At 58.5% G+C, this 7,764-nt stretch carries 6 protein-coding genes; 5 read left to right on the plus strand and 1 reads right to left on the minus strand.

Features of this window, described 5'->3' with window-relative positions:
- Nucleotides 1-282: 282 nt before the first annotated feature.
- The 4 genes from ACIP1X_RS13380 (at nt 283) to ilvD (ending at nt 5,652) form a co-directional block, all read left to right on the plus strand.
- Nucleotides 283-1,356 (plus strand): SagB family peptide dehydrogenase, encoded by a 1,074-nt coding sequence (locus ACIP1X_RS13380; RefSeq protein ID WP_400752701.1) that lies wholly within the window; start codon nt 283-285, stop codon nt 1,354-1,356.
- A complete protein-coding gene (locus tag ACIP1X_RS13385; protein ID WP_400752704.1) occupies nt 1,353-2,330 on the plus strand; it encodes a diiron oxygenase in 978 nt (325 codons plus the stop codon). The genes ACIP1X_RS13380 and ACIP1X_RS13385 overlap by 4 nt, the downstream gene beginning before the upstream one ends.
- On the plus strand, nt 2,323-3,555 hold the full coding sequence (locus ACIP1X_RS13390; protein WP_400752707.1) for an MFS transporter: 1,233 nt from the start codon (nt 2,323-2,325) through the stop codon (nt 3,553-3,555). The genes ACIP1X_RS13385 and ACIP1X_RS13390 overlap by 8 nt, the downstream gene beginning before the upstream one ends.
- 255 nt (nt 3,556-3,810) lie before the next feature.
- On the plus strand, nt 3,811-5,652 hold the full coding sequence (ilvD, locus tag ACIP1X_RS13395; protein WP_212545094.1) for a dihydroxy-acid dehydratase: 1,842 nt from the start codon (nt 3,811-3,813) through the stop codon (nt 5,650-5,652).
- 166 nt (nt 5,653-5,818) lie between these two features.
- Here ilvD and ACIP1X_RS13400 read toward each other — a convergent pair whose 3' ends face one another.
- Nucleotides 5,819-6,880 (minus strand): haloacid dehalogenase-like hydrolase, encoded by a 1,062-nt coding sequence (locus ACIP1X_RS13400; RefSeq protein ID WP_159811900.1) that lies wholly within the window; start codon nt 6,878-6,880, stop codon nt 5,819-5,821.
- 241 nt (nt 6,881-7,121) lie between these two features.
- Between ACIP1X_RS13400 and ACIP1X_RS13405 the strand changes: the two genes are divergently transcribed.
- The coding region (locus ACIP1X_RS13405; protein WP_400752710.1) for a cation:dicarboxylate symporter family transporter at nt 7,122-7,764 on the plus strand (643 nt) is incomplete at its 3' end.

The following is a 7,764-nucleotide window of genomic DNA, read 5'->3' on the forward strand; positions in this document are numbered from 1 at the left end:
TGTACAAGGGGCGAGATCGCTCCGACAAAATTACTGGATTTTTCCTACTTAATCTCCACTTGCCATTAATCGATTACAAACTATTATTGAGTTGTCACCACGAGGTGGCATTCAATCTTAATGAACAAGGAGTTCATACTATGAAAGCAATTACTCTGGAAACCAACAAAATCGCAAACCTCGCTTTTCTGGTTGCGCCTAAAGCCCGCTAAGTAAGTCAGGACGCTGGGGAGTGCCGGCACCCCAGCGTCCATCAGCCCTTTCCAGAGTGAAGCATTGAACATGCACATCAATCCGTACTTATTTATATTGCCGCGCCCGCCCGGACAAATCGTCTGGAACTATAAAGAACACACTCAACATGCACTTGATCTTGATTACGCTTCAAGACTGGCAAAACTTATCGACAACCCGAACGCATTCGACAGTCGCAACATAATAGACATACAACTATTAAGCGTGGGAATTTTAACCATTGCAAAAATAGACAGCCCGCCCTGGGGCTGGGATGAGTTATCCAAGATATTTCATATAGGCACGCAGAACATTCCCTGCGAAGAGACACCCAAGAACATTAATGAATGGTCCAGACAATATCTGGATCATTGCAATGACGTGCTGAGCAAACCACCGCCCGATAAAGAGCGCCCCACACTGGAAGGCGCGCGACGCATCGCGCTGCCGGCGCCTGCCGTGCTAAGCAACGACCGCTTGGGAAACGTCCTGCGCCAGCGCAAAACCAGTCGTTCCTTTACCGGTGAAGCGGTCACGCTGAATGACGTTTCCACCCTGCTCTATCTTTCCCTCGGTTATCTGCACGAACGCCAGCAGGATAGTGACAGCAGTATCGCCCTCGGGCTTGATGCCCGTCGCAGCAGTCCTTCCGGTGGCGGTTTGAATGCGTGCGAAGGTTTTGCGCTGGTGCAGAACGTCAGCGGCCTGAAACCCGGCATCTACGCCTATCACCCGGTAGAGCACGCCTTGAGCCTGATAAACCCGCTGCCCGACACGGCGCTGGGTCAACTGCTCGGCGGACAACACTTCATCAATAACCTGCCGCTGGGCCTGTTCATTACCGCGCGTTTCGACAAGCTCTGGTGGAAATATGAACACTCACGCGCCTATCGCATGGCGTTCGTGGAGGCTGGGCACTTGTCGCAATCCTTTCAGTTGGTTGCCACGGCCCTCGGTCTCGGCACTTGGCTGACCGGCGCGTTCTCTGATGATCAGGTTGAAGCCCTGCTGAAAATTACCGGCAGCGCGGAACAACCGTTGTTCTTCGTCGGTTGCGGCGCCAGCGACGGTCAAGCGATGTGTCAGGAAATGCAGGCGCTGTTGCTGGAGGTGCAAGCATGAACGCAATCACCTCCGACCAACTGGAAGCGTCAGTGTCATGGGCGCACAAGTTCACCCTCGATGACTGGAACAGCCGCGCTTCGGTGCGCACCTCTCAACACACCTATCAATTGCCGGATGACCTGCAAGAACAGCTGAAAACCCGCCACTGGTTTCCCCCGGCCTTTTTGCCGTACCTCTCACATCCGGCCATTCGCGCTGCTGGCAGCGAGGTCATACAACGGCTGACGGCCAATCATTTGGTGCATTTCCTCGACTACACCACGCTGCTCGAGCACCGCATCGTCAACCGCGCCGTGGAAACCATCGTCCACGGCGAGTTGCCTGCCTTCGTGCCCTCGCGCATGAAAAACGCGGCGCTGCAGCTGTACACCGACGAGGGCTATCACGCGCTGTTCTCCAATCAACTGGCCGAGCAGATCGCCAGCCAGTACGGCATTACCGAGCGCCCGGTGATGCCCATGCGCATTACCCAGCTGAACACCGCAATTACCCGAGTGCCCGAGACGGATCGCCCACTCGCGTGGTTTCTGCTCGGCTTCGTCTCGGAGACGATCATTGCCCGGGAGTTGCTCGAGGTTTGCCGTGACACGCTGGTCTCCAGCGTCAGCGACATGCTGCGCGATCACCTCGCCGACGAGGCCCGTCACAGCCGCTATTTTTCAGAAGTGTTCCATTACCTGTGGCTGACCCTGAACAGCCGTCAGCGCACCTTCAGCGCCAGAATGCTCCTGGAATTCCTGCGAATCTTTTTCGAAGTCGATGAACGCTGGCTGAAACAGAGCCTGCGCAGTGTCGGGATTGCCGACGACGTCATTCGCAAAATCCTCGACGGATTGATCAGCCCCAGAGCCAGTCGTCAGCGCACCAGGGCCGGGGCGAAGGCAACGCTGGAGGCGATGACAAAAGCAGGATTTTTTGCCCTCACCAATAACCGCAAACTGTTCGCCAAGGCAGGCCTGGTCGATGAATAGAGGAAAAGCCGCAGTGACCGCCGGGCAACGCCGCGGTGCGGTCAGTCTGTTGATGGCGATGGTGCTGCTGGGAGTGTTTCCGCTGGATGTACTGCTGCCATCGTTTCCGGCGTTGGCCGAGCACTTCCGCACCACTCCGGCCAACATTGCTCTGTCGATCAGCCTGTTTGCGGTGGGTATGGCGGTTGCTCAATTGCTGATCGGGCCGCTGTCGGATGCCATCGGGCGCAAGGGTTTGCTGCTCGTCGGCATGTCCATTTCGATAGTCGGTGCCATCGGTTGCGTAAACAGCAGCGATTACACGCTGTTCTTGATGTTCAGGGTGATGCAGGCCTTGGGCTGCGGCTGCTTCGTGTTGTCCCAGCCCTTGGTTCAAGATCTCTTCGAAGGCGAGCAACGGGATCGTCTGCGAATACTGATGGTGACTGCATCGGGGATTTTCATCTCGATATCACCGCTGGCCGGCACCTTTCTACAGGCCACGCTAGGCTGGCGGGGCAGCTTCTGGGTGTTTATCGGGTTGGCCGCCGTAGTGCTGATCAAGGCGTGGCTGTTTCTGGACAACGGCCGGCCGACTCACAGCGGCGCTCGCCCCGGCTTCATTCGCTCTTATCGGCGAGTGCTGGGCGACTTCGAATTCGTCAGCTACTGGCTGATATCCGCCTTCGCCTTCGCCTGCCACTTTTCATTCATCGTGATTTCACCGCTGATCTTCATTGATCAACTGCAAATGGCACCCTACGACTTTTCACTGATTCTGCTGATCTACGGCGCGGCCTACATTGTCGGTGGTCTCGTCGCCACGATCCTCAGCCGAAGGATCAAGCCCGGCGAGCAAGTGCTCGTCGGGCTTGGCCTGATTCTGCTGTCGGGTCTGGCGATGCTGTACCTGTCGTCGAACTTCGCGTTGACGCCGGCGACCGTGCTGATTCCGATGCTGATCTGCACCGCCGGCACCACCATCGCGCGCCCGGCCGCCACGTCGAAAGCCATGGGCCTGTTCCCCGAACTTGCCGGCACCTCGGCGGCGGCCGGCAGTACCCTCACTTTTATCTGCGGCGGCCTTATCAGCGCATTGATCAGCCTGAGCCCGGCCAACCTGCAAGCCACACTGGGTTACAGCTTTGTCCTGCTCAGTGGCGTGGCGCTGGCGTTGAACAGTCGGATCAGCCGTCGCGCCAGAATCCATGAAAGCCATGCCATGACGCAGCCGGGCGGTGATTAAAGCTGCCGGTCGTCATGCAACACGCGCCGTCGGCACTGGAACAACACTTTGCGCCATTCCCTCCAGACGCCAGCGGTGTAGAATCGGCAGATTCATCGCCATTCATCCCCGGCGGGTTTATGAGCTCAGGCTGAGACTAGCGGCGATCCCGCAACGTCATCGGCAACTTCCGGACACACGGCCATTTCTGAGTGTTCCAGAGGTCAATAGAAGCTCACTCCCATTTAGTACCTGATTAGCCGCCCGGAGTGCTCCATGCCAGATTATCGCTCGAAAACATCCACCCACGGCCGCAACATGGCCGGCGCCCGTGCACTGTGGCGCGCCACGGGGATGAAAGATGACGACTTCAAAAAGCCGATCATCGCCATTGCCAACTCGTTCACCCAGTTCGTACCGGGCCACGTGCACCTGAAGGATCTGGGCCAACTGGTCGCCCGCGAAATCGAACGCGCTGGCGGTGTAGCGAAAGAATTCAACACCATCGCCGTGGATGACGGCATCGCCATGGGTCACGACGGCATGCTGTACTCGCTGCCGAGCCGCGAGATCATCGCCGACTCCGTCGAATACATGGTCAACGCCCACTGCGCCGACGCCATCGTGTGCATTTCCAACTGCGACAAGATCACCCCGGGCATGTTGATGGCTGCCTTGCGCCTGAACATTCCGGTGATCTTCGTTTCCGGCGGCCCGATGGAAGCCGGCAAGACCAAACTCGCCTCCCACGGCCTCGACCTTGTCGATGCCATGGTGATCGCCGCCGACGAAAGCGCTTCTGACGAGAAAGTCGCTGAGTACGAGCGCAGCGCCTGCCCGACGTGCGGTTCGTGCTCCGGCATGTTCACCGCCAACTCGATGAACTGCCTGACCGAAGCACTGGGTCTGGCATTGCCGGGCAACGGTTCGACTCTCGCCACCCACAGCGACCGCGAACAGTTGTTCCTGCAGGCTGGCCGCACCATCGTCGAGCTGTGCAAGCGTTACTACGGCGAGAACGACGAATCGGTACTGCCGCGCAACATCGCCAACTTCAAGGCGTTCGAGAACGCGATGACGCTCGACATCGCCATGGGCGGTTCGACCAACACCATCCTGCACTTGCTCGCTGCCGCCCAGGAAGCCGAGATCGATTTCGACTTGCGCGACATCGACCGTCTTTCGCGCAGCGTTCCGCAGCTGTGCAAAGTGGCGCCGAACATCCAGAAGTACCACATGGAAGACGTGCACCGCGCTGGCGGTATCTTCAGCATCCTCGGTTCGCTGGCCCGTGGCGGTCTGCTGCACACCGACCTGCCGACCGTGCACAGCCGCAGCATGGAAGAAGGCATCGCCAAGTGGGACATCACCCAGACTGACGATGAAGCCGTGCACCACTTCTTCAAGGCCGGCCCTGCCGGTATTCCGACGCAGACGGCGTTCAGCCAGTCGACCCGTTGGGAAACCCTCGATGACGACCGTGAAAACGGCTGCATCCGCAGCGTCGAACACGCCTATTCGCAAGAAGGTGGATTGGCCGTGCTGTACGGCAACATTGCTCTCGATGGCTGCGTGGTGAAAACCGCCGGTGTCGACGAGTCGATCCACGTCTTCGAAGGCAACGCGAAGATCTTCGAAAGCCAGGACAGCGCCGTACGCGGCATCCTCGCTGACGAAGTGAAGGCTGGCGACATCGTCATCATTCGCTACGAAGGCCCGAAAGGCGGCCCGGGCATGCAGGAAATGCTCTACCCGACTTCGTACCTGAAATCCAAAGGTCTGGGCAAAGCGTGCGCCTTGCTCACCGACGGTCGTTTCTCCGGCGGGACGTCCGGCCTGTCCATCGGTCACGCTTCGCCAGAAGCAGCGGCCGGCGGCGCGATCGGTCTGGTGCAGGACGGCGACAAAGTGCTGATCGACATCCCGAACCGCTCGATCAACCTGTTGGTCAGCGACGAAGAACTGGCGGCACGCCGCGCTGAACAGGACAAAAAAGGCTGGAAACCGGTCGAGATTCGTCCACGCAAAGTGACCACCGCCCTCAAGGCCTACGCCCTGCTGGCGACCAGCGCCGACAAAGGTGCGGTGCGTAACAAAGCGATGCTTGACGGGCTGTAAGCCTTAAACGTCGAAAAGAAAATGCCCCGCCTGAGTGCGGGGCTGATCGTTCCCACGCTCTGCGTGGGAATGTCTCAAGGGACGCTCCGCGTCCAGTGACGCGGAGCGTCACGGGCTGCATTCCCACGCAGAGCGTGGGAACGATCAACCCGATCCCTTCTGGGGGTTACTGAATTTCTTCAGGCTTGACGATCACCCAGTTCTTGTCCGCCGTCACCGGCAACCCTTCCTTCGCCTGCGCCGCCGCGTGCTTGGCCATCATGCCGTTCAACTGCGTCATGTACTTGTCCTTGCGGTTGATCCACAGGTGAATCCCGCCCTTGGCCACATCAACATCGTGGAACAGCATGTAACCATCGCTCGTCGGCGTATCGCCACCGACCAATACCGGTTTTTTCCACTCGTCGATGTAAGTGAGGATCGCCGCATGTTTGCCGGCCATCCACGTCGCCGGGGTCCACAGATACGGCGTCAGCTCCAGGCCAAGGTTGGCCTTCTCGTCATACTTGCCGGCGGTGATCTGCTTGCGCGCGGTGGTCAGTTCGTTGGTTTCACGGTTCTTCAGCAGCGTGGTCACACCGATAACGTTTTGCGGTTTAACGTTGTAGCCGTACTTCGGATCCGCCGCGACCATGCGCACCAGTTCTTCAGAGGCGGCAGTCATCACATAAACCTCGATGCCGTTCTCCATCAGCTTGTTGTACAGCTCTTGCTGGCCGGTGAAGATCTTCGGCGGATTGACGTCGAGCTTCTTGACCACATCGCCTTCGTAATAAGTCGCCGGCACCGGTTTGCCGGAAGCCATCAGCTCATCGACGTAGCCTTTGAGTTCCTTGAGCGTAAAACCGGAGAACACCTGCGCCACCCACGGGTAGCAGACCATGTCGTCGACTTCACAGAGGCGGTAGTAGTAACTGAACAGGCTTTCCTTGTGGTCGGCGGTGTCCTTGAACGGCATCAATTTCAGGGAGGGGTCGAGTTTGTCGCGGGTGATCAGGCCCTTGTTTTCCATGAACGGCAGCAAGGATTCTTCGAGGTCGTAGCGGTAACTGGTGTTGTCCATGTCGAACACCGCGTAGTTACCTTTGTTGGCGTTGGCCGCGATCATCGCGTCCAGCGCTTTGGCCTGATCCGCCGGCCAGTGTTTCAGGTCGGTGGCGAAAGCCTGAGAAGCCAGGCCCATGCCCACAGCCAGTGCGACAGCCAGAAATTTCGGTGCGAATTTCATCGACGCTTTCTCCCTGATGTAAAAGCATCGACGCTAACAAATGTGTGTGACAGTCCTCGTCTGTCAGCGACCGCCCTCGCCGCTATTTGCGCCAGATGCATTGCCGAGAGCGACACGCGCTTATTCCAAAAACGACGGACACCCTAAGATTTCGGTATTAAATCATTGCAAATCAAGCTGTTAGGCTTGCCGGTTCGCAGCAGCCCCGGAAGGCTGTTGGCAAAGTCTTTCTGGAGTTCTCATGAACCTACCGTTGATTCTCAACCTGCTGGTGTTCCTCGCCCTGCTGTTCGGTCTGGCGCAAACCCGCCACACCACGTGGAGCCTGGCGAAAAAAGTCCTGCTCGCACTCGCGCTGGGCGTGGCCTTCGGCGTGGCGCTGCACACCGTTTACGGTGCCGGCAACCCGATTCTGAAAACCTCGATCGGCTGGTTCGATCTGGTCGGCAACGGCTACGTGCAGTTGCTGCAAATGATCGTTATCCCGCTGGTGTTCGCCTCGATCCTCAGCGCCGTGGCGCGTCTGCACAATGCGTCGTCGCTGGGCAAGATCAGCTTCCTGACCATCGGCACGTTGCTGTTCACCACCGCGATTGCGGCGCTGATTGGCATCGGCCTGACCAACCTGTTCGGCCTCACCGCCGAGGGTCTGGTCGCCGGCACCCAGGAAATGGCCCGTCTGCAAACCATTCAGACCGACTACGCCGGCAAGGTCGCCGACCTGAATGTGCCGCAACTGCTGCTGTCGTTCATCCCGCAAAACCCGTTCGCCGACCTGGCGCGGGCCAAACCGACGTCGATCATCAGCGTGGTGATTTTCGCGGCATTCCTCGGGGTTGCCGCGCTGCAACTGCTCAAGGATGACGTCGAGAAAGGTCAGAAAG

The sequence above is a fragment of the Pseudomonas sp. NPDC088885 genome, from assembly GCF_044750025.1.
Classification (GTDB): domain Bacteria; phylum Pseudomonadota; class Gammaproteobacteria; order Pseudomonadales; family Pseudomonadaceae; genus Aquipseudomonas; species Aquipseudomonas rustica.

Bases quoted from the DNA above. Each gene is read 5' to 3' on its own strand.
- ACIP1X_RS13380 (WP_400752701.1), top strand. From the start codon at position 283: ATGCACATCAATCCGTACTTATTTATATTGCCGCGCCCGCCCGGACAA.
- ACIP1X_RS13385 (WP_400752704.1), top strand. From the start codon at position 1,353: ATGAACGCAATCACCTCCGACCAACTGGAAGCGTCAGTGTCATGGGCG.
- ACIP1X_RS13390 (WP_400752707.1), top strand. From the start codon at position 2,323: ATGAATAGAGGAAAAGCCGCAGTGACCGCCGGGCAACGCCGCGGTGCG.
- ilvD (WP_212545094.1), top strand. From the start codon at position 3,811: ATGCCAGATTATCGCTCGAAAACATCCACCCACGGCCGCAACATGGCC.
- ACIP1X_RS13400 (WP_159811900.1), bottom strand. From the start codon at position 6,880: ATGAAATTCGCACCGAAATTTCTGGCTGTCGCACTGGCTGTGGGCATG.